Source organism: Lacticaseibacillus sp. 22, from assembly GCF_055413445.1.
Map to the genome: position 1 here is coordinate 15,739 of NZ_JBVAYD010000015.1, position 19,299 is coordinate 35,037.

Consider the following 19,299-nt stretch of genomic DNA (forward strand, 5'->3'; position numbering starts at 1 on the left):
ATTGCGGCTAAGGTCCTTACACGCAGGTTTCTGGGCTGGGGAGCGCGTTATGGTAAGCTGAGCGCGAGCCGGCGCGCTTAGAAGTCGGAGTGTAAGTGGCCTCAACCGTGATGGCCGGGCTTTGGCCATTGCGGCTAAGGTCCTTACACGCAGGTTTCTGGGCTGGCAATCGCGTTATGATGGAACAGGATCACGAAGCACTGAATTTCATGGGAGGCTTGTAACATGGTAACGTATCATGAAATTACCCCGGCTGGTTTGGCTAATCTTAAACAAGAAGTTGCGGATCTCAAGGCGATTCGGCCAGCTAAGATTAAGAACCTGGCTGAAGCAGCGGCTTTGGGCGATCGTTCAGAGAATGCAGAATACAGCGCCGCTAAACGCGAATTACGGCAGTTAGAGGGTCGCTTGCGATATTTGGACAAGTTGATTCGGTATGCCAAAGTGACGACGCCGGCCGCGGCCAACCTTGCTGATATCGGTAATTGGGTGACACTTGAATTTGACGATGATCAGGATGAAGACACTTATGAGTTGGTCGGGCCAGCAGAAGCGGGGATGGGGGCAGCTAAACTTGCCATCAACTCACCACTGGGAGCAGCCGTTCGTCGCCATCATGTTGGCGATACGGTCACCGTCACGGCACCGAGTGGCACTTATCAGGTAACGGTTATGGCCATTAGTCCGCATGCGCCCGGTAAGTCAGTCGAGCAGCACGACTGAGCAAACTCCTCGATTTATGGGCGGAAATTTCCAATGCTGATGCGAGGATCATGGTAGCCGTAACCGAATGTCAGAAGAGCAAGCACCTGAGGCGTGTTTTTCATCATGGTTTCAAATAGATCAAGATGAAAGCTGCCACAGTGCTTATGCTATAATGAAGCTTGAATTCACGGCATATAAAAAGGAGTAGCAGCCCAATGGCACTATCACTTAGAGCTTGTATTTTATTATTAAAGGAACATCACTTATTAAAAAGTGCGGCAATTCAGACCACTGAAGATGTCGATATGACCGGCATTGCCTATGATTCACGAAAAGTTTCCGGGCCGACTTTGTTTTTCTGTAAAGGAGACAAATTTCGGCCGATTTATCTGTCCATGGCCAAAGATAACGGCGCCAGAACCTATGTTGCCGAAAAGCCTTACGTGGAAGGTAATGGTTTAAATGCCTTAATCGTCCGGAACATCACGAAAGCAATGGCGATTCTCAGTGCGGCCTTTTTCGATTATCCGCAAGATGATTTGTTTGTGATTGCTTATACCGGTACTAAGGGCAAAACAACCGCCGCTTATTTCACCGAGGCGATTTTGAATGAGGCTCGGCCACGGCACATCGCCTTGTTCTCCACCATTGATACGGTGGTTGGTCCCGAGCCGGATCAACGGTTCAAATCGAACTTAACCACACCGGAAAGTTTAGATTTATTCCGGGATATGCGCGAAGCAGTTGAAAATGGTATGACGCATTTGGTGATGGAAGTTTCCAGTCAGGCTTATTTACGTAATCGCGTCTTTGGGCTGACTTATGATGTAGGCTTCTTCTTAAACATTACCCCTGATCACATCGGACCAAACGAACATCCGACTTTTGCCAATTATCTGCATAATAAGCTGCAGTTGTTGGTCAATGCGCGCAAAGTAGTGATTAACGCGGAAACCGAGCATTTTGATCAGGTCTATGCGGCAGCGACCACCACGACTTATCCGGAGAGTATTTATTTGTTCGCCAGTGCTGGATTCAAGCCTAAGCGCGATGACATTGATATTGATTTCCGATTTGATAGTCAAGAAGCTGATGTCGCCGAAAGCCGCTTTACGTTGGTGCCGGTAACGGAAAAAGCAGCGGCGCTTAATATTGGCGGCCATTATTCGCTTGCTTTAATCGGCGACTTCAATGAAAGTAATGCGACAGCAGCGATTATCGGCGCCGGCCTGGCAGGTGTGGATGCATCTGCTGCGGTGCCTGGCATCGCCAAAGTCAAAATTCCGGGACGGATGGAACATTTTCAGGTTCCGGGTCACGGTACGGTTTATGTGGATTATGCCCACAATTATGCTAGTATGAAGGCTTTGTTATCGTTCCTGAAACGTTCCTACAAAGATCCGCGCTTGCTGGTCGTTGTCGGCTCCCCTGGTGATAAAGGGGTTTCGCGGCGCCCGGGCTTTGCCAAAGTATTAACTGAGTTGGCAACAGAAGCCTTTTTAACAACAGATGATCCCGGCTATGAGGATCCAGCCAATATTATCAATGAAATTGACCTTAAGATTGATCACACCAAAGTTAAGGTTCACAAGGTGCTTGATCGTAAAGAAGCGATCACGGAAGCGATTAAGGCTAGTGGTCCCAAAGATGTTGTGGTTGTTGCCGGTAAAGGCGCAGATCCGTATCAAAAAATTCGGGGCGTCAACACACCTTGGCCGACTGATATGGCCGTTGTCAAGGAAGTCGCCCAATCGTTACAGGAAGGCTGATTTGAATGCGTCAATTTTTCACCGTTATTGGTGGCATGGGGACACCGGCAACCGAGAGTTATGTGCGTCTGCTGAATCAACGCACGCATGCTCATAGCGATCAGGAATATCTCAATTATATTTTGGTCAATGATGCCACAGTGCCGGATCGAACCGATTATATTCTGGATCACAGTAAACCGAGCTTCTTCCCGGATCTACTAGAAGACGTTCGGGCACAAAGCCTGTTGCAGCCTGAATTCATCGTAATCGTCTGCAACACGGCGCACTACTTTTATGATCAATTAGCTGCTGCATCGTCTGTGCCACTGTTACACATGCCGCGGCTGGCCATTCGCGATATGTGCGAGCGATTCCCGAATGAGGAGCGGATCGGTCTTATTGCCACCCAAGGTACGATCAAAGATGGCATTTACAGTCATGAAATCGAAAATACAGGGCGCAAGGTTATTTTAGGAGATCAGGCGTTGCAGGACATGGTGACAGAGCTCATTTATAAGTACGTCAAAGAAAAGGGCGAAGTCAATGCCGAGTTATATCATCGCATCTTGAAACGGATGCACGATGATTTTCAGGTTAACGTCATTGTTCTTGGCTGCACCGAGCTTTCGTTTGCTCAGGAAAAAGCCGGTGATCATCCATATCATGTGATTGATGCCCAAAGTATTATCGTGGACAAGACCATTGCACTCGGTAAGGCTTTTCGGAAAAGTGAGGCAACGGGTAAGGCATTGCTGAATCAAATGATGGTGCGTTAGTGTGCCGGAAAAAGGCGTCGGAAGTAGCTGGTTCATATCAGTAACTTCCGGCGCTTTTATGACTATAGGCATCGAGCGGGTCATGCAAAATAATACTTACTTGTGGTAAGCTTTAAATAGTACCCAATAAAGGAGATGGCATATTTTGGCACATTTAACCAAATTAACTGACACATATACCTTGAGCAACGGGGGCAAGATTCCAATCGTTGGTTTTGGAACTTGGCAGACACCGGATGGGGAAGTTGCCAAGCATAGTGTGGAAGCTGCGTTGGCTGCCGGTTACCGTCACATTGATACCGCAGCTGCCTATGGTAACGAAGAAAGCGTGGGTGCCGGAATTAAGACGTCGGGCGTTGCACGTGATCAAATTTTCTTGACCACGAAGCTTTGGAATGCTGATCACGGTTATGACGCAACTAAGGCAGCGATTGACCGTTCGCTTCAAAAATTAGGTGTAGATTACGTTGATTTATATTTGATTCACTGGCCAAATCCAGTTAAGTTCCGTGACAATTGGGAAGAGGCCAATGCCGGCTCTTGGAAAGCGATGGAAGAAGCTTATAAAGACGGCAAGTTGCGGGCGATTGGGGTTTCAAACTTCCGCGCCAAGCATTTGGATGCATTGCTGAAAACCGCTAATGTCAAGCCGATGGTGAACCAGATCTTCTTAAATCCTAGTGATTTGCAGCCGGAAGTGGTTGCTTATAATGATGCGCATGATATTTTGAGTGAAGCATACAGTCCACTGGGTACAGGCAAGATTTTCCAAGTTGACGCACTTAAGAAGATTGCCGCACGGTATAACAAGAGTGTTGCTCAAGTCGTTCTTCGCTGGTCGCTGCAGCATGGCTTCCTGCCGCTGCCAAAATCGGTACACGATGACCGCATCAAGGAAAATACCCAGCTCTTTGACTTTGAGTTGAGTCATCATGATATGACGTTAATTGATGCTTTACATGGTGAAGCTGGTTTAGCGACAGACCCGGACACCACGAATTTCTAGCGTTAAGTCGTCAATCATGATTTTTTGCGATTAAGTACACGACAGCTGTCAGGTCGATGACAATTAAATAATCCAGCATTAAAAAATTCCCGCAAACGCTCATTGCGGGAATTTTTTTGCCAAATAAGTGCGTGCGGCTGGCGATGGCGAACTGTATTAAGGTAGGGTCTTAGCGCCGGTTTTGGCATTGATTAGCTGGATGTTGTTCTCGGTTAAAAATTCGTGGTACTTGGCGGCGATATCGCCATAAGTGACAATCGCATCGATATCTTGCACGGTACCATATGTGAGCAACGATACCCGGCCGAATTTCGATTGATCAATCAACAGAATTTTGCGATGCGCCTTCTTGAAGATCTCCGACTTAATTAAATATTCGTTGTACTCCGAGTTGGATAATCCGCGAGTGAGCGAAATTCCGGTTGCTGCCATAAAGGCTTTACCGATATTGAACCGGCTGAAAATGTTCATGTTATCAATGCCGGTAAACGATTGGGTGCGGCGATCAAAGTTCATGCCGATGATGACAAGCTTAATATTGGCAAGCGGCGCGGCTTGGTTGATGATTTGAAGATTGTTGGTTACCAACGTAAAAGGAAAATCGGTCGGCAGAAATTCGCCCATCTCCGCAGTCGTTGTGCCAGAGTCAATAAAAATTAAGTCTTCAGGTTCAATCAACTGTGCGGCAGCCCGGCCAATTTGTCGTTTTTCGCTGGGTGCGGCTAATTGACGCTCGCTGTAAACGGTGAGCGGATTGTCCTTTGTGCTATCGGGAGTGGTTGTGACCCCACCATAGACTTTTTTTACCGTACCGTTTGAAATTAAGGTTGCTAAGTCACGCCGCAAAGTGCTTGGCGCAATCGAGAACTTATCTTCGAGCTCTTTCATTGACGCGGTTTTAACTTCGCTGATATAAGCCTGCATCGCATCAATTCGTTCTTTTCTAAGCATGAATGTCACCTTCTTTAAGCCGTCTTCGCTAATCTGATTATAGCACGTTATGAATATATTTTGGACATATTATGACCATGTTTTAAGCTCGATGCCGAAGCATATAGCAGTAACCTGATTTCCGTAGACTCGTTGATAAGTTGGAACGTCATCCAAAGCGAGTCATTTGGGGAGCTCGTGAAAAAATAGACATCACTCGTGAGGCTAGCAAGTACCTGACTAGTTACTTTTATCATATCATTTTACTACATGCCACTTCATTTATTTTGGCGAAGTCGCTCACAAGTGAACATCTAATGATTAAATTATGAACACTTTTTAGTTGACTTTGACCATATCTGCTTATATGATGACAATGTAATCGAAAAGTAAGCGCTTAACCGATACGTGGAAAGACTCTTGAAAGTTTGGAGGTTAATAGCATGCGTAAAGCAGGGGTTGTTAGTAACAAAGGCGATGCTGCACTGGCTCCCCAGCCGGATTTGGGGGTTAAATCCGAAAAATTGCCAAAATCGGCTCGTCGTCGTTTGCGGGTTATCTCGATTATCGCAACATTTGGCGGGATGCTTTTTGGATATGACACTGGGGTTATCAACGGCGCGTTACCGTTTATGACCAGAGCAGGCGAACTGAATATGTCGCCTTCCATGGAGGGCTTAGTGGCCAGCTCGTTAACATTGGGGGCGGCCTTTGGTGCTGTTTTGACCGGGCGCATTTCGGATCGGCGTGGGCGGCACAAGGTCATTACCGGACTTGCTATCTTGTTCGTCGTTTCGACCATCGCCTCAGCATTATCACCGACCGCACCAATCTTGGCGTCCGTGCGCTTCGTCTTGGGCTTAGCGGTGGGCGGTGCTTCGGTTATTGTGCCAACATTTCTAGCTGAAGTCGCACCCTCGAATCTTCGCGGACGAATCGTCACACAAAACGAGTTCATGATTGTTTCTGGGCAGTTGTTGGCGTTTGTGTTTAACGCGATTTTGGGGACAACGTTAGGTCATATTCCTGGCATTTGGCGGTGGATGCTTGTTTTGGCAACGGTGCCCGCAGTTATTTTGTGGATTGGGATGAATTTTGTTCCGGAATCGCCGCGCTGGTTAGCCGCTAATGGCAAATTGGATCAGGCGTTAACGGTGTTGCGGCAAATTCGGACAGAAGACCAAGCGCAAGACGAAATGGAAAAAATTCGAATTTCCTTAAAATCGGAACAAGAAGTGCAAAGTGCCTCGATTAAGGATTTAAAGATTAGATGGATTAGACGACTTGTTTTAATCGGCATTGGCTTGGGGATTATGCAGCAGATCGTCGGTATCAACGTCATGATGTATTATGGCACCACGATCTTACAGACAACTGGATTTGGCCAAAATGCCGCTTTGATTGCCAATATTTTAAACGGTGTAACTTCAGTGGTCGCAACGATTGTGACGATGCATCTCATGGGTAAGTACAAACGCCGGCCAATGTTGCTGACTGGGATTATGGGGACCTTATTCTCGTTGATCGGCATCACGTTGACGAGTCATTTTCTCGCTGGCAGTCCAATGCTACCGTACTTCACGATATTATTGACCGTCATCTATCTGGCTTTCTTCCAAGGAGCATTGGGTCCGCTCACCTGGTTACTGCTTTCCGAAATTTATCCAGCACGTATTCGTGGCTTAGGTATGGGTTTTGCCGCCTTCTTCTTGTGGATCGGTAATTTCTTTGTTGGATATTTCTTCCCAGTTATGTTGGCAAGTATAGGCATGTCGAACACGTTCCTTGTATTTGTCGGAGCCAATATTATTTCACTGATTTTTGCTTGGAAGTTTGCATCGGAAACAGCAGGCAGAACATTGGAGGAAATCGAATTGGACAACAAGTTTGACGATAAGTTCCCTGAAAAGAGCAAGATTAATAAGAATTAAGTTTCCTAAGTCAATTTATTTGAAAATGTAAGCGCTTCATACCATTCTTGAATTGGACAGGAGCGTGTGTAAACGGGTGATGGAGCCAGCGTGAGGACTTTGGACGCAATGACCAAAGGGCGGTCATCATGTCTGAGGCCACTTACACTCCGGTTCCTAACCGCACCGGCTCACGCTCATAACGCGTTCGCCAGCGCAGAAGTCTGCGTGTAAGGACCTCAGCCGCAATGGCCAAAGGGCGGCCATCACGTTTGAGGCCACTTACACTCCGACTTCTAAGCGCGCTGGCTCACGCTCACTATACGAAAGGGGTTTGTTTTCATGACAACGCAACAAGCAGTTAAGACCTTGAAGAATTTTATTAATGGTCAATGGGTTGATGCTAAGACCGATACTTTTGAAGATGTTTATAATCCGGCGACGGGTGAGGTTTTGGCACGGGTGCCGCATTCGACTAGCGAGGATGTGGCAGATGCAGTTGCAGCGGCCAAAGCAGCGTTTGAAACGTGGAAACGGGTGTCGATTCCTAAACGTGCCAAGATTCTTTTCAAATATCAACAACTGCTGGTGGAGCATCAAGAAGAGTTGGGACGTATTGTCACGCAGGAAAATGGTAAGAGTCTCAGTGAAGCGATTGCCGAAGTTGGCCGCGGGATTGAAAATGTTGAGTTCGCGGCAGGCGTGCCGACTCTGATGATGGGGGATTCGCTCTCGGCGGTTGCGACTGATGTTGAGGCCACGAATTATCGTTATCCCATCGGTGTTGTTGGCGGGATTACCCCGTTTAATTTTCCAATGATGGTTCCGTGTTGGATGTTCCCGATGGCGGTTGCAACAGGTAATACGTTTGTGTTGAAACCGTCAGAAAAGACACCGCTTACCAGCCAGCGTCTGGTTGAGTTATTCCAAGAAGCTGGTCTGCCCGATGGCGTTTTGAACATCGTCAACGGGGCGGTTGATGTCGTCAACGGTCTGTTGGATCATCCCGATGTCAAGGCAATTAGTTTCGTGGGATCCGAACGAGTTGGCGAATATGTCTATAAGCGCGGCAGTGATCATTTGAAGCGCGTCCAGGCATTAACTGGCGCTAAGAATCACACGATCGTTTTAGCCGATGCTGATCTCGATGCTGCAGTTAAAGGCATTATCAGTTCGTCATTTGGATCCGCCGGCGAACGCTGCATGGCGACGTCGGTTTTGGTGCTGGAAGAAAGTATTGCTGACAAGTTTATGGCGAAATTTACGCAGGCAGCTAAAGACATCAAAATCGGTAATGGTCTGGATAAAGATGTTTTCCTTGGACCAGTGATTCGTCAGGAGAATCAGGAACGGACGTTGAACTATATCAAGACCGGGGTTAAGGAAGGCGCCAAGCTGGTCTTAGACGGGTCAGCAGAAGCCGAGAAGCGTGATGGTTATTTCGTTGGGCCAACTATTTTTGAAGATGTCAAAACCGACATGACCATTTGGCACGATGAGATGTTTGCCCCGGTACTGTCCGTGATGCGTGCAAAAGATTTACCGGAAGCGGTTGCCATTGCCAATCAGTCCGAACTAGCCAATGGCGCTTGCCTGTTTACGGATTCGGCCGCATCTATTCGCTACTTCAGAGAAAATATTGATGCGGGCATGCTGGGTATTAACTTGGGCGTTCCGGCACCGATTGCTGTCTTCCCATTTTCTGGCTGGAAACATTCATTCTTTGGCACCTTACACGCTAACGGCAAGGATAGTGTGGACTTCTACACGCATAAGAAGGTTGTGACGGCAAGATATGACCAGCATCGTTTTAATTAGAAATTCCAGATGTTTGACGAGGAGGCATTAACGATGAGCTTGTTGTATCCAAAGCAAAATCAGGAAATACAGCCGGGCGTTCATTTGATTCAAGACGTCAATGCAACGAATTCTCCCATGAAATACACCGCAGTGAAAGTCTTGGAGCTTGATGCGCAACGTTCATTTGCCGAGACTTTAGGTAACTTCGAGGCCGGTATTGTTATTCTGGCGGGTAAAGTGACCGTCACTGCCGGTGATCAGCGTTTTGAAGGTATCGGTCAACGGCAATCAGTCTTTGACAAAATTCCGACAGACAGTGTTTATGTTGGAACGGGCTTATCCTTTAAGCTTGCCGCACAAACTACCGCGAAGGTTCTGATTGCATACTCGCCGACCACGACTTCATTTCCGGTTCGGTTGATTAAGGGCGATATTCATCAAATCGAACATCGCGGCAGGTATCAAAATAAGCGTCTGGTTCAAAACATCTTGCCGGATGATCTCCCATTTGCGGATAAGTTATTGCTGGTCGAGGTTTACACGGACTCCGGAAACTGGTCCAGTTACCCGCCACATCGACATGATCACGATAATTTACCGACAGAATCGCTGTTGGAAGAAATCTATTATCACGAAATGCAGCCGAAGCAAGGATTTGTTTTTCAGCGGGTGTATACCGATGACTTATCGCTTAACGAGACGATGGCAGTGCAAAACCAAGACGTTGTGATTGTTCCTAAAGGCTATCATCCTGTTGGTGTGCCGGATGGGTATGACAGTTATTACCTCAACATTATGGCGGGACCGATACGAGTTTGGCATTTTCACAATGCGCCAGAACATGCCTGGATTATTGATCGAAAGTAATGAAAAAGGATAGCTTTGCAGCTAAGTTGACGAGGGGGAACATTTCAAATGTCACAAAAATTCGATTTGATTGCTATTGGTCGAGCAGCAGTTGATTTAAATGCGGTTGAATATAATCGACCTTTAGAAGAAACTAAGAGCTTTGCAAAATTCGTTGGCGGATCGCCGGCAAATATTGCAATCGGGTCAGCCAAATTAGGCCAAAAAGTAGGATTCATCGGGAAGGTGTCTGATGATCAGCTGGGTCATTATGTGACGCAATACATGGCAGACGTTGGCATTGACACAACGCAAATGGTCAAGGATGATGCGGGCCACAAAATTGGCTTAACGTTTACTGAAATCATTAGTCCTGAAGAAAGCGATATTTTGATGTATCGAAATGAAGCCGCCGATTTATATCTGACAACGGCTGATGTTTCAGAAGAATATTTAGCGCAAGCCAAGATGTTGGTGATTTCCGGGACCGGATTAGCCCAAAGCCCGTCGCGAGAGGCGATTTTAAAGGCACTCACAGTTGCAAAGTCACTTGGGGTTGAAGTGGTGTTTGAACTGGATTATCGCCCGTATACCTGGAAAAATGCCGAGGAAACGAGTCTTTATTATCAATTAGTTGCCCAGCGTGCAGATGTGATTATTGGCACGCGTGACGAATTTGATGTTCTGGAAAATCATCACGGTAACACGAACGAGCAGACAATTGCGACACTTTTCAAATATGATCCTAAGCTAATTGTCATCAAAAGCGGGGTTCAAGGGTCAAATGCGTATACAAAAGCCGGCGATCATTATCATTTTGGAGTTTTCAAGACGAAGGTTCTTAAGAGTTTCGGCGCTGGCGATTCATTTGCTGCCGGGTTCCTATATGCTTACAGCCACGACTTGGGAATAGAAACTGCCTTGAAGTATGGCAGTGCTGCAGCGTCTATTGTGATTAGTCAATTAAGTTCTTCAGAAGCGATGCCGGATTTGGCGAAACTCACGGCATTTATTCACGAAGCAGAGAGGCAGGAGGTGCATTAGGATGAGCGCAATGGAGTTGAAGTCGCAAGGACGAGAAGCAGAGTCAGCCGCGGCAGATACAGTTCGATTGACAACCGCGCAGGCCCTCGTGCGCTTTTTAAACCAACAATATCTTGATGTTGATGGTGAGGTCACCCCGTTTGTCGAAGGGATCTTTGCAATTTTTGGCCATGGCAATGTACTGGGTTTGGGGGAAGCCTTGCAGGAAGACCCGGGGCACTTAAAGGTTTATCAAGGGCATAACGAACAAGGAATGGCCAGCACTGCGATTGCCTATAGCCGTCAGTTGTATCGCCATAAGATTTTTGCGGTGACTGCTTCGGCAGGTCCGGGTTCGGCTAACTTTGTCACGGCGGCGGGAAATGCATACGTGAACAACATTCCGATTCTCTTTTTGCCCGCGGATACATTTGCCACACGTCAACCGGATCCGGTTTTGCAGCAAATTGAAGTGGATAGCAGCGCAACTACTACCACGAACGATGCGTTGAAGCCGGTGTCGCGGTACTGGGATCGCATCGAACGGCCTGAGCAGCTGATGAGCGCACTTTTAAAAGCCTTTGAAGTACTGACAAATCCTGAAACAGCGGGTCCGGTCACGATTGCGTTGCCACAAGATACCGAGGGTGAAGCTTATGATTATCCGCGTAGTTTCTTTAATAAGCGCGTGCATGTGATCAAGCGGATTCAACCGAGCGCGGCGGAAGTAACGGAAGCGGTTCAACTCATTAAGGCCAGTCGCTATCCTGTCTTAATTGTGGGTGGTGGCGCCAAGTTCAGTGAAGCCGGTTCGGCAATTGAAGCTTTCTCGGATAAGCTAAATATTCCGATTGTTGAAACACCAACTGGCAAGTCCACTATTTCGGCAACGTTTGCCAATAATATGGGCGGTACCGGGATTCTAGGAACAGCAGCGGCTAATGAAGTGGTCGCAAAAGCGGATCTCATTATTGGTGCTGGAACTCGCTATACAGACTTTACAACAGCTTCCAAGACGGCTATTCATCCGGAGAAAACCCGCGTGCTTAACATTAATTTGAATCGCATGCAGTCGTATAAGTTTGACGGCTTTCCGATTGTGGCAGATGTCCGGGATACACTGACCCAACTGACTAGTGAATTGTCCGGATATCAAAGTGACTTTACCAACCTCGCAGACCTCAAAGCTGCTTGGCAACAGGAACGGCAGCGTTTGGCCCATACAAACTATGATGCGCCAGATTATACGCCTGAGGTTAAGGGTCAATTCAGTGCGGCAACATTAGCTGAGTATGCCGAGAAGTTACAAACCCATTTCACTCAGACGGAAGCGGTTATTGCTGTGAATGACACGATTGCGCCGGATAGCATTATTGTTGCTGCAGCGGGATCGTTGCCAGGGGATGTTCAACGAATCTGGGATCCAGTTGTACCCAATACCTATCACATGGAATATGGGTATTCCATGATGGGTTACGAGGTTCCGGCAGCATTGGGGATTAAGTTGGCACAACCGGATAAAGAAAGTTATGCCTTGGTTGGTGACGGCAGCTTCATCATGTTGCATTCAGAACTTGTCACCGCGCTGCAATATCATAAGAAGATCAACATTTTAGTCTTTGATAATTCCGGATTTGCTTCCATCAATAACTTACAAATGGCTCAAGGCAGCAACAGCTATCGAACCGAATTTAGAACTGCCGACCATGATATTTTAACAATCGATTTTGCCAAAATTGCGGAAGGATATGGGGCTAAAACTTATCACGTCAATGATCGTGACAGTTTAGTCGCTGCCTTGGAGGATGCCAAGAAGCAAACAGTTTCGACATTAATTGATATTAAAGTGCTGCCTAAAACGATGACACAAGGATACGGCCAAAGTTGGTGGCGAGTGGGGGTTTCCGAGGTATCCGACAATCCAAACGTCCAAAAAGCGTATCAAGACATTCAGACAGGTATTGATCAGGCATTTAAATACTGAGGAAAACAACAATACAAAGGAGCGATTGACATGGTTGTCAAAGTTGGGGTTATCGGTACGGGCGCAATGGGACGTGCACACATTGATCGGCTAACCAATGTTTTAACCGGAGCTGAAGTCATTGCCGTCACGGATATTGATCAAGAAGCTGCCCAAGCCGCTGTTCGGGACTTTAAGCTTAACGCAAAGGTTTATCCGGATGACACGAGTTTGTTAAAGGATCCGGACATTGATGCCGTTTTTGTTGTTAGTTTTGGCGGTGCACATGAGGCGACTATTCTCAAAGCCTTAGACACCGATAAATTCATTTTCACCGAAAAACCGTTGGCAACGACCCTTGAGGGAGCTAAACGGATCGTGGATAAGGAAATAGGCAAACCGCGAAAAGTCATTCAAGTAGGCTTTATGCGCCGGTATGATGAGGGTATCCATGCCTTGAAGACTAAGCTGGATTCGGGCATCATCGGAACGCCGTTGGTTGTGCGCGCCAGTCATATTAATCCTAATGTTGCGGCCAATTATTCCAATGAAATGGCCATTACGGATACATTGATTCATGAAATCGATGAAATGCATTGGTTACTTGATGATGATTATGCATCGATTCAAATCACCTATCCGCGCCAGTCAAGTCAGGTGACCAATGAAGGGTTGCGGGATCCGCAATTAGCCACATTGACCACCAAAAAAGGAACGGTCATTCAAGTGTTGGTTCATGTGACGGCGCAGTACGGTTATGAAGTCAAACTCGAAGTTGTCGGCGAAACCGGAGAATTAAAGCTACCGGATTACGGATTCGAGCCAATCGTTCGCACCCAAGCAACTCAGCAAACCGCTATGGAAACAAGTTGGGTAAACCGCTTCTTGCAAGCGTACAACACCGAAGTTCAGGAATTTATCGATCACGTGGCTAAGGATCAGTCACCGGTCGGCCCGAGTGCTTGGGATGGGTATGTTGCAGCGGTGACGGCCGAGGCCGCGATTCGTTCGCAAAAGGATCAAGAACCGGTTTTGATCAATGTTGCCGAGACGCCAACATTTTATCAAACGAATCAACCGGTAAAGGCTTAGCCATCTAGTCAAGCAATGTAAAAAAGAGGGGGAAAACGCGATGGTTCAAAGGGAAGTTAAAATTGGCATTGTGGGGTTAGGACGACTTGGTAAAATCCATGCAACCAATCTAGCCACGAAGATTCCACATGCTAAGTTGCAAGCGGCAACGAGTGTGGTACCGGAGGAGTTAGCCTGGGCACGTCAAGAACTCGGAGTTGAAGAAACCTATGAAGACTTTGATGACATGGTTCAACATGCCGATATTGACGCTGTCTTTATCGTGTCACCGTCTGGGTTTCATTTGCCGCAAATAGAAAGTGCCATGCAAGCAGGCAAGCATGTTTTCAGTGAAAAGCCGATTGGGTTAGATCTGGATGCCATTAAACACACTCAGGCAGTGATTGCCGATCACCCGGAGTTAAAATTCCAACTTGGATTTATGCGGCGCTTTGATGATTCATATGTTTATGCCAAGCAATTAGTTGATGCAGGCAAAATTGGTGATATCACGCTTATTCGCAGTTACAGTATTGACCCTGCAGCCGGGATGGAAAGTTTTGTCAAGTTCGCAACTTCAGCCAATAGCGGTGGCTTGTTCCTGGATATGTCGATTCATGATATTGACGTTATTCGCTGGTTGACCGGTAAGGAAATTGATAAAGTCTGGGCTATCGGCTTAAATCGCGCCTATCCGGTTTTGGATCAGGCAGGCGAGCTTGAGACAGGTGCTGCACTGATGCAACTTGAGGATAAGACGATGGCGATCTTAGTAGCCGGACGCAACGCTGCTCATGGCTATCATGTCGAAACGGAGATTATCGGAACCAAGGGCATGCTGCGGGTTGCGCAAGTGCCTGAGAAGAATCTGGTGACGGTCATGAATGAAGAAGGCATCATTCGGCCAACCTCACAAAACTTCCCAGAGCGTTTTGCCCAGGCATTCTTAAGTGAAGAACAGGCTTTTGTCGACAGTATTTTGACTGGTGAGACAGTCGGCATTACGGCGGAAGATGGCCTTCAAGGGACCAAAGCCGCGCTGGCACTGCAACGCGCGTACGAAAAGAACGATATTGTCAAGGTTACCGATGTTGATAAAAAGGTAGGTGCTTAAAGTGACGATTGCATTAGGAATTGCCCCGATTGGCTGGACGAATGATGACATGCCCGACTTGGGCAAAGAAGTGACGTTCGAACAGGCCATTGATGAGATGGCGCTGGCAGGGTATCAAGGAACGGAAGTCGGGAATAAATATCCTAAAGATCCAGTGGTTTTAAAGCATTACTTGGATCTGCGACATCTGAAAATTGCTAGTGCCTGGTTTAGCGCCTTTTTAACGACCAAGCCCTATGAAGAAACCGAAGCAGCGTTTATCAAGCATCGTGATTTTCTACACGCCATGGGGGCCAAGGTAATCGTGGTAGCAGAACAAGGCCATAGTGTTCAAGGCATGTTGGATAAGTCGGTCTTTGATGATAAACCGCATTTTACCGATGAAGAGTGGCAACGCTTGGCCACTGGTTTGGAACGGTTGGGGGATCGCGCCCATGAAGTCGGGATGCAGATTGTTTACCATCATCATATGGGTACCGGGGTTCAAACAACGGCAGAAATTGATAAATTAATGGCCATGACAGATCCGGATAAAGTGTCTCTTTTGTTTGATACCGGACATTTGGTGTTATCCGGTGAGGACCCATTAACAATTTTTGATCGCTACTATGATCGGATTAAGCATATTCACTTCAAGGATGTTCGTCCTGAACAAGCCCAGCAAGAACGTACTGACCACTTAAGCTTCCTTCAAGGCGTTAAAAATGGCATGTTTACCGTGCCTGGCGATGGCATGATTGACTTCAAGCCGATTTGGGAAGCCATTCAAAAGCAACACTATGACGGCTGGATTGTGGTTGAAGCTGAACAAGATCCAGCAAAAGCAAATCCATTTGAATATGCGCTAAAGGCTAAGCATTATCTAGATACGATCATGACGATTCCCCAAGCAGTTTAAGGGTTCTGTTTGAGAAGGGATATGGTTTTATGGCGTTGATACCGGCAACAAAACTGATTCAAGCTGCACTGGCAGATCACGCAGCAATCGGTCACTTTAATATTAATGGTGCCGATTGGTTGGAAACGTATCTTAAAGTTGCGCAGAAAACCGGAACGCCGATTATTGTTGCTACCTCTGATCGAATTATTGATTTTCTTGGCGGATTCGATTTCATTGCCGGCTATGTACGCTTTATGGTGCAGGCATTGCACATCACCGCACCGGTCGTATTGCATCTGGACCACGGCTTGTCAGTTGAACATGTTTATCAGGCTATTGATGCGGGATATACCTCTGTTATGTTTGATGGCTCTAAGCTGCCCATTGAAGAAAACGTGGCTTTAACCGACGAAGTAGTTCGTTATGCGCACCAGCATCATGTTTCGGTTGAAGCAGAAGTCGGCAGTGTCGGTGGCAATGAAAATGGCTTAATCAATGGCATCCGTTATGCTAGTGTCACCGATGCCGTTAAAATGGCCGCAACCGGGATCGATGCCCTAGCTGCAGCATTGGGATCGGTTCATGGCGATTATGTGGGCCGTCCGAATCTGAACTTTGAACGGATGGCTGCTATTGCCGCCGCTACCAAGTTACCACTCGTTTTGCATGGTGCATCTGGCATTCCTGATGATCAGATTCAACAGGCGATCCAAACCGGAACGGCTAAGATCAATATCAATACAGAAGTGAACACGGTGTGGACTGCAGCTATCACAAAAGCGGTGCAAGCCAAACGTTCCGGTCATGATCCGCAACCGATTCTTTTGGCAGGCAAAAAGGCGATTGCGCAATTAGTTGAAACCAAAATGAAGGCATTTCATATTCTTGGAAAGAGTAAACGCTCAGTGACCTTTGAATAATTGTCCGGTCACATGGCGATTGAATTGGCTCATGTCGGTCATAGTCTAATAAGAATACTGATTGTCAGTTACCGCTGCGTATGAGGAGGGGGAACGATGCCATTAGTTCGATTTGACATGTTAAAAGGGCGGTCACCCGAGACTATTAAAGCTATTTTGCAAATCACCCATGAAGTGATGGTTGCAGCGTTTGAGGTACCCGAGCGTGATCGTTATCAAATTGTCCACCAACATGAGCCATATGAAATGGTGGTTGAGGATACCGGGTTGGGCATACCACGAACGGATCAGGTGGTTGTGATTTCGTTAGTGAGTCGCGTTCGTACGGTTCACCAATTAGAGCAGTTTTATGAAAGTTTGGCAAGGCGCTTATCCGAAGCGGGATTAGTGGATAAGAACGATCTCATGGTCAATGTTTCGTTTAATCATGATCAAGGCTGGAGTTTTGGTCAAGGCAAAGCCCAATTTTTGGATGGCAGTTTATAAAGAGAATATCAAGTAAAGCAGGATGCCTTGGCCGCTTCTGGAACTTTGCCAGAGGAATCGACCAAGGTATTTTTGTGAACGCGAGTCGGTGTGGTCAGAAACGGGAGCATAGAGGCGTTTGGTCATGGTGCTCAAAGTTCGTATATGTGCAGGTTGCTGCACCGAGGCGTCTGTATCGGTGGCGGGCAACTGCTTTAGTTGACGCCATAATTGCGATCACACTAAGTCGCAGATTGTTTGGGTAGGCGAAGAGAAGTGGGGGAGTCGTGATGGGGATAGAACTGACACAAATGGCTTTGAATCGAAAAATTGCTCAGAAGCGGCCACTGGAAAACTTTTTTCAATTAGCCGAAGCTGCTGGCATTCATCAAGTCGAGTTACGCAATGATATGACCACTTCTGATGGCTCAGAGACTGTCATTGATGGCATGCAGGTTGCAGAATTTCAGACGTTAAAGCAAAAATACGACCTGCAGATTTTAACGATTAATGCGATTCAGCAATTCAATAATCCAGCCAAATTAAACAAAAATCGCGATCTTTTGACCAAACTGGCGGAATTGTCGGCGCAAATTGGCAATCAGGCGATTATCTTTGTACCGGAAGTTAACGCACAGGACAAGCGAACCGAGCAACAGCGACTTGATGATGCCGTTAGCAGTTTACAGGTGTTTGGGGACATTCTGTCTGCTTATCATTTGACGGGATTCATTGAACCGTTGGGCTTTAGGGCCAGCACAATGCGGTATCCGTGGACAGCGCTGGACGCCATTAATTTATCTGGCCGGACCGAGTTTAAGCTGACGATTGATACGTTTCATTTCTTCTTGGCACATCTAACAGCCGAACAATTCAAAGCAGGTGTTGATATTAACCGCGTTGGATTAATTCATCTGTCGGGAATTGAGCCGATCCACGCATTGCGAGAAGTTGTGGATGAAGATCGGATTCTGATTACCGAGCGGGATATCATGCAAAACATTGAGCAGGTTCATTTGTTTGAGGCAATGGGTTATCGGGGCCATTATTCATTTGAGCCATTTTCAAGCCGGTTGGCAGCCGAAACCAACCAGCAACTTACTCAGCAGATATTAGCAAGTATTGAACGGTTGAATCAGCCAACTGCAGTGTTTAGTACGGAGGTGACGCAACCATGAAGTTAGCCTATGATCCTTCTATGTTCCGCGACTCAATGACCTTGAAGCAAATGTTTGATGAGGTTGCGCGGTTAGGGTATGAGTATGTTGAATTGTCGCCACGCCGCGATTTTATTTGGTTCTATGAGCACCCAGTAGCTGATCACACGCTAATTAAGCAAGTAAAAAAGTACGCTAAGGATGCCGGCGTAAAAATTTCGTCGATACTGCCGGTACAGCAATGGTCTTCTCCTGATGAACAGGAGCGCGAGTTTGCGGTTCGCAATTTGAAACGTACGATTGAAATTACCGCAGAGCTTGAGGTGCCGGTTTTGAATACTGAATTTGCTGGCGATAAGTTTCAGCCGCTTGTTTCTCAGGGACAGTGGTATAAGTCTATGGCAGAATTAGCGCCGGTGTTTGAAAAAAATAATATCGAGCTGGAAATTCAACCGCATCCCAATGACTTCATCGAATCTAATCTTGCTGCCACACGCTTGATTCGTTCGTTGGATTTGGATTGGGTGCATCAGGTTTGGTGTAGCGCGCACGCATTTTATATGGACGACGGGCGTGGAGATATTCGTCAGCAGTTTGCTGAGTCGGGGGAGCGGATTACCCATGTTTTAATCGCGGATACATTTAACCACAAAGGTAATTTTGGCTTGCGGTATATCATCAATCCGCCTGGGGCTCCGGTAACGATTCACCAACACTTGAACCCAGGGGAAGGAGAAGTCGATTTTACAACGCTTTATCAGGTGTTGAATGAGCGCCATTTTGACGGGATCATCACCAACAATGTGTTTGCGTGGCCTGATCGCGTTGATTGGTCAAATGACGTCACCTTACAATCAATTCAGTCTGGTTTGCATTTGTTGAAAACGTGACAAGCCAGTTGCGGTAATTGAATCAGATTTAGCTTTTTTCTGAAAAACGGCACCTCGAAAAAGAAATCCGAGCTGCCGTTTTTGTATACTTG

At 46.9% G+C, this 19,299-nt stretch carries 17 protein-coding genes; 16 read left to right on the forward strand and 1 reads right to left on the reverse strand.

Going from position 1 to position 19,299, the window contains the following annotated elements:
* Nucleotides 1-225: 225 nt before the first annotated feature.
* The 4 genes from greA (at nt 226) to ACWP87_RS08300 (ending at nt 4,238) form a co-directional block, all read left to right on the forward strand.
* Entirely contained in the window at nt 226-723 is a 498-nt protein-coding gene (gene greA / locus ACWP87_RS08285) for a transcription elongation factor GreA (RefSeq protein ID WP_005685322.1), read from the forward strand.
* 197 nt (nt 724-920) lie between these two features.
* Nucleotides 921-2,474, forward strand: a complete 1,554-nt coding sequence (locus ACWP87_RS08290) for a UDP-N-acetylmuramoyl-L-alanyl-D-glutamate--2,6-diaminopimelate ligase (protein WP_005685323.1) — start codon at nt 921-923, stop codon at nt 2,472-2,474.
* 5 nt (nt 2,475-2,479) lie between these two features.
* Nucleotides 2,480-3,232, forward strand: coding sequence for an aspartate/glutamate racemase family protein (locus ACWP87_RS08295; protein WP_005685324.1), 753 nt, complete (start codon nt 2,480-2,482; stop codon nt 3,230-3,232).
* Between the two features lie 145 nt (nt 3,233-3,377).
* Complete coding sequence (locus ACWP87_RS08300; protein ID WP_014568993.1) at nt 3,378-4,238, forward strand: aldo/keto reductase; 861 nt, start codon at nt 3,378-3,380, stop codon at nt 4,236-4,238.
* A gap of 156 nt (nt 4,239-4,394) precedes the next feature.
* On the opposite strand, the gene ACWP87_RS08305 is transcribed toward ACWP87_RS08300, so the two are convergent.
* Nucleotides 4,395-5,189, reverse strand: a complete 795-nt coding sequence (locus tag ACWP87_RS08305) for a DeoR/GlpR family DNA-binding transcription regulator (RefSeq protein ID WP_005685326.1) — start codon at nt 5,187-5,189, stop codon at nt 4,395-4,397.
* A gap of 422 nt (nt 5,190-5,611) precedes the next feature.
* Between ACWP87_RS08305 and ACWP87_RS08310 the strand changes: the two genes are divergently transcribed.
* From ACWP87_RS08310 to ACWP87_RS08365, 12 genes are all read left to right on the forward strand, one after another.
* Nucleotides 5,612-7,099 carry a sugar porter family MFS transporter gene (locus ACWP87_RS08310; RefSeq protein ID WP_015764821.1) on the forward strand — a complete coding sequence of 496 codons (1,488 nt, stop codon included), beginning with the start codon at nt 5,612-5,614 and terminating at the stop codon, nt 7,097-7,099.
* A gap of 321 nt (nt 7,100-7,420) precedes the next feature.
* Nucleotides 7,421-8,896 (forward strand): CoA-acylating methylmalonate-semialdehyde dehydrogenase, encoded by a 1,476-nt coding sequence (locus tag ACWP87_RS08315; protein WP_005690034.1) that lies wholly within the window; start codon nt 7,421-7,423, stop codon nt 8,894-8,896.
* A gap of 33 nt (nt 8,897-8,929) precedes the next feature.
* Nucleotides 8,930-9,745 carry a 5-deoxy-glucuronate isomerase gene (iolB, locus tag ACWP87_RS08320; protein WP_005685331.1) on the forward strand — a complete coding sequence of 272 codons (816 nt, stop codon included), beginning with the start codon at nt 8,930-8,932 and terminating at the stop codon, nt 9,743-9,745.
* A 48-nt stretch (nt 9,746-9,793) separates the two neighbouring features.
* Entirely contained in the window at nt 9,794-10,768 is a 975-nt protein-coding gene (iolC, locus tag ACWP87_RS08325) for a 5-dehydro-2-deoxygluconokinase (protein ID WP_005685332.1), read from the forward strand.
* 1 nt (nt 10,769) lies between these two features.
* Entirely contained in the window at nt 10,770-12,731 is a 1,962-nt protein-coding gene (iolD, locus tag ACWP87_RS08330; RefSeq protein WP_005685334.1) for a 3D-(3,5/4)-trihydroxycyclohexane-1,2-dione acylhydrolase (decyclizing), read from the forward strand.
* A 30-nt stretch (nt 12,732-12,761) separates the two neighbouring features.
* Complete coding sequence (locus ACWP87_RS08335; RefSeq protein WP_005685335.1) at nt 12,762-13,802, forward strand: Gfo/Idh/MocA family protein; 1,041 nt, start codon at nt 12,762-12,764, stop codon at nt 13,800-13,802.
* Between the two features lie 40 nt (nt 13,803-13,842).
* On the forward strand, nt 13,843-14,895 hold the full coding sequence (gene iolG, locus ACWP87_RS08340) for an inositol 2-dehydrogenase (RefSeq protein WP_005690025.1): 1,053 nt from the start codon (nt 13,843-13,845) through the stop codon (nt 14,893-14,895).
* Between the two features lies 1 nt (nt 14,896).
* The gene (gene iolE / locus ACWP87_RS08345; RefSeq protein WP_005685337.1) at nt 14,897-15,793 is read left to right on the forward strand and encodes a myo-inosose-2 dehydratase; all 897 of its coding nucleotides are present in this window, start codon (nt 14,897-14,899) and stop codon (nt 15,791-15,793) included.
* Nucleotides 15,794-15,822: 29 nt separating this feature from the next.
* A complete protein-coding gene (locus ACWP87_RS08350) occupies nt 15,823-16,695 on the forward strand; it encodes a class II fructose-bisphosphate aldolase (RefSeq protein WP_005685339.1) in 873 nt (290 codons plus the stop codon).
* Between the two features lie 96 nt (nt 16,696-16,791).
* A complete protein-coding gene (locus ACWP87_RS08355) occupies nt 16,792-17,181 on the forward strand; it encodes a tautomerase family protein (RefSeq protein ID WP_005685340.1) in 390 nt (129 codons plus the stop codon).
* Between the two features lie 269 nt (nt 17,182-17,450).
* Nucleotides 17,451-18,338, forward strand: a complete 888-nt coding sequence (locus ACWP87_RS08360; protein WP_005685341.1) for a TIM barrel protein — start codon at nt 17,451-17,453, stop codon at nt 18,336-18,338.
* Nucleotides 18,335-19,207 (forward strand): sugar phosphate isomerase/epimerase family protein, encoded by an 873-nt coding sequence (locus ACWP87_RS08365; RefSeq protein WP_014568995.1) that lies wholly within the window; start codon nt 18,335-18,337, stop codon nt 19,205-19,207. The genes ACWP87_RS08360 and ACWP87_RS08365 overlap by 4 nt, the downstream gene beginning before the upstream one ends.
* The last annotated feature ends 92 nt before the right edge of the window (nt 19,208-19,299 follow it).

Coding starts and splice junctions, on each gene's coding strand:
- ACWP87_RS08305 (WP_005685326.1), bottom strand. CDS start 5,189: ATGCTTAGAAAAGAACGAATTGATGCGATGCAGGCTTATATCAGCGAA.
- iolB (WP_005685331.1), top strand. CDS start 8,930: ATGAGCTTGTTGTATCCAAAGCAAAATCAGGAAATACAGCCGGGCGTT.
- ACWP87_RS08335 (WP_005685335.1), top strand. CDS start 12,762: ATGGTTGTCAAAGTTGGGGTTATCGGTACGGGCGCAATGGGACGTGCA.
- ACWP87_RS08310 (WP_015764821.1), top strand. CDS start 5,612: ATGCGTAAAGCAGGGGTTGTTAGTAACAAAGGCGATGCTGCACTGGCT.
- greA (WP_005685322.1), top strand. CDS start 226: ATGGTAACGTATCATGAAATTACCCCGGCTGGTTTGGCTAATCTTAAA.
- ACWP87_RS08290 (WP_005685323.1), top strand. CDS start 921: ATGGCACTATCACTTAGAGCTTGTATTTTATTATTAAAGGAACATCAC.
- ACWP87_RS08365 (WP_014568995.1), top strand. CDS start 18,335: ATGAAGTTAGCCTATGATCCTTCTATGTTCCGCGACTCAATGACCTTG.
- ACWP87_RS08355 (WP_005685340.1), top strand. CDS start 16,792: ATGCCATTAGTTCGATTTGACATGTTAAAAGGGCGGTCACCCGAGACT.
- ACWP87_RS08350 (WP_005685339.1), top strand. CDS start 15,823: ATGGCGTTGATACCGGCAACAAAACTGATTCAAGCTGCACTGGCAGAT.
- iolC (WP_005685332.1), top strand. CDS start 9,794: ATGTCACAAAAATTCGATTTGATTGCTATTGGTCGAGCAGCAGTTGAT.
- iolG (WP_005690025.1), top strand. CDS start 13,843: ATGGTTCAAAGGGAAGTTAAAATTGGCATTGTGGGGTTAGGACGACTT.
- ACWP87_RS08360 (WP_005685341.1), top strand. CDS start 17,451: ATGGGGATAGAACTGACACAAATGGCTTTGAATCGAAAAATTGCTCAG.
- iolD (WP_005685334.1), top strand. CDS start 10,770: ATGAGCGCAATGGAGTTGAAGTCGCAAGGACGAGAAGCAGAGTCAGCC.
- ACWP87_RS08315 (WP_005690034.1), top strand. CDS start 7,421: ATGACAACGCAACAAGCAGTTAAGACCTTGAAGAATTTTATTAATGGT.
- ACWP87_RS08295 (WP_005685324.1), top strand. CDS start 2,480: ATGCGTCAATTTTTCACCGTTATTGGTGGCATGGGGACACCGGCAACC.